Annotated in this window: 1 protein-coding gene; it reads right to left on the bottom strand. The window is 39.2% G+C overall.

What is annotated here, in order from left to right; translation table 11 throughout:
• Window positions 1-119: 119 nt before the first annotated feature.
• Window positions 120-2,735, bottom strand: coding sequence for a phosphoenolpyruvate synthase (gene ppsA / locus V7122_RS25280; protein ID WP_335530010.1), 2,616 nt, complete (start codon window positions 2,733-2,735; stop codon window positions 120-122).
• Between the last annotated feature and the right edge of the window lie 125 nt (window positions 2,736-2,860).

Genomic DNA, 2,860 nt, shown 5'->3' with positions numbered 1-2,860 from the left:
TTATTGAACTCTAGCACCCTATAGTTTAAGTGATAGTATTCACAAACTTATATAAAAAGCCGACTCCCCATTAGGAAATTCGGCCATATTGATGTATTAAATCTGAACGTATTCAGCAATTACAATATTTTGATATACCCTTCAGTTCCATGCACGCGAATTCGTTGCCCATCTTTTATTATTTTGGTGGCATTTTCCACCCCGACAACTGCTGGCAAGCCATATTCACGTGCGATAACTGCTCCATGGGTCATCAGTCCACCAACTTCAGTGACTAGGCCTTTTATGGATACAAACAATGGTGTCCAGCTAGGGTCAGTAAAGGTGGTGACTAATATATCTCCATCTTCTAGATCAGCATGTTCCATGTTTAAGATGACACGTGCTCGACCCTCTATAACTCCAGAAGAAACAGGTAGACCTACAATAGCTTCGGCTGGGAGATTTTCTCGTTTATACTCACCTACAATGATTTCACCATCAGACGTGATAACACGTGGGGGGGTTAGTTTTTCATAAAATTTGTACTCGTCTTTTCGATTGCCGATGATCTGGTAATCCAGTTTGGTTGTGCGTACGACTTCGCGAAGTTCTTCAAAAGTGAGATAGTATATATCTTCTTTTTCATGAATAACGTTGGCTTGTGCGAGTTGTTCGGCTTCTTTCAGTAAAGCCTGCTTATAAACGAAGTAGCGATTAACCATGCCGTATTTTGGATATTCACGATAACCGATGAAATTTCGGATTAGGTCGATCATTCGTTTTGTTTCTTTGGATTTTTGTTCACCATCCGGTAATTGCTTCAATCGATCTAATAACTCTTGTTCTTTTTTCAAAGCCTCCTGCCGCCCGTGCTCAAAAATCCGATTGCTTGCATTAAGCTCAAAGTTTTTGATGTTATTGAGAATCATGGGGACAAGTGTAATTGGTTTTTCAATCCATCGTGTTCTAGTAATATCGATTTCTCCGGCACACCGCATTCCGTATTTGCTGAGATAAGCATAGATAGCGTCTTGGGTTTCCTGTCCACCATCAAACTTAACCAGTTCATCCAAAAAGTTATCATCTTTCACATGTTGTAAATAATTAATTACTTCTGGATAAGGACGAATCACATCTGCGACATCCAATAGCGCCAGACCCATTTCCGAAGTAATATTGTTTGGTACAGATTGAGAAAGCGTGTCTGCTGCGTTTTTTTCACCTAACCACTTGTTCATTTTTTCATTGATCCATGATGAAGCATTTATAGCAGTCATAAATACAGCTGAACTTTGTGGGTCAAATAAAATCTTCTTTAATTGCTGGATATCTTCTAGAATAAAATCAATTAAATCTGATCCTGATTTCGTTTGGATGTTTTGTTTTAGCTCCTCTATGGATGTTTGACTGCGTTTAATCAAATCAGAAACTATTGTCGGGTCGTTTTCGATTTGTGTTTGAGAATTCGTAGACGACACATTTTTATTGCTTTTACCGGAACTCTGTTCTTGCTTATCATTTGTTAACGATTTTATGAAATCTCTTCGCTCTATTATGGTTATAAGTGCGTCTTTCATGAGCGGATCGTGTTGTCCCATGGCATCTAATAACATTTTTCTGCTGTCAGGTGAAGCCAGTTGATGTGTGACATCCACAAACAACCTTCCACCAGCTTTAAACCTGGGTCCAAAAGATGTTAACTGGAATAAAGACATTCCCAATGGTTTCAAGGGGTCGGTCATCATTTGTTGATGACCGACAGATACGTAAACGTGATTTTCTTCATCATTCGCTTCAGGGATGGGGTATAAAGTTGTGATTGGCCGACTCTGGACAATGTAAAAAGTATCATCAACCAAACACCATTCTATATCTTGTGGACAACCAAAATGAGCTTCGATCTGTCTTCCTATGTGTGCTAGTTGTAAAATTTGTTGTTCAGTAAGTGTTTGAGACTTTTGCTGATCGGGATCGATCTGCTGGGTCTCTGTGCCGCCTTCTTTTAGTCCATAGATAGCCAATTTTTTGGTTGCTATCCTCTTATCGACGATTTCCCCTTCCTGTACTTTATAAAAATCAGCAGATACCAAGCCAGAGACCAGTGCTTCTCCAAGTCCAAAACTTGCATCGATTGATAGCAGCTTTCGGTTAGAAGTAATTGGATCAGCGGTAAATAAAATCCCTGAAGCTTGTGGGAAAACCATCCTTTGAACGATAACGGATAAATAAACTTGGCTGTGATCAAATCCGTTTTGCATGCGGTAGATTACCGCACGATCCGAAAATAGGGAAGCCCAACATTTACTGATATGCTGCAAGATTGCTACTTTGCCGATGACATTTAAATAGGTGTCTTGTTGACCAGCAAAAGAGGCATGTGGTAAATCTTCGGCAGTCGCACTAGAACGCACTGCATAAGCATGTTCATCGCCAAACTCGGAGAGATAGTAAGCAACTGCTTTCACAACATCGGAAGGAATTTCTACTTCCATAATGATTTGTCGAATCTTCCTGCTGATTTCACCAATTTGATCTTGATCATCTACTTTTAGCATTGTTAGTTGATCCAACAATACGTGAAAGGCTTTGTTTTGCCCGAGAGCTTTTTGATAGGCTTCTGTCGTAACACAAAATCCTTCTGGCACTTGTATTCCATGAATCTTCGATAGTTCCCCTAATTTCAACCCTTTTCCACCAACGAGAAAAAGCTGTGTTTTTTCTATTTCCTGAAAACTGAGAACCAAGGAACTCATTCTATATCCCTCCAAGAAATCTCATTATAGTTCTATTGCATTCTAGCAGTAGTAAATGAGAATAAACAGTCTATATTGACCAATTATCATTACTATATATATTCACTTTTTCTTGATATTCTTCC

This window comes from Bacillus sp. JJ1532 (assembly GCF_036965085.1).
Taxonomy (GTDB): Bacteria; Bacillota; Bacilli; order Bacillales; family Cytobacillaceae; genus Cytobacillus.
Note: the sequence above shows the minus strand (reverse complement) of the source record. Positions and strands in the feature narration are given on the sequence as shown.

Coding starts and splice junctions, on each gene's coding strand:
- ppsA (WP_335530010.1), bottom strand. CDS start 2,735: ATGAGTTCCTTGGTTCTCAGTTTTCAGGAAATAGAAAAAACACAGCTT.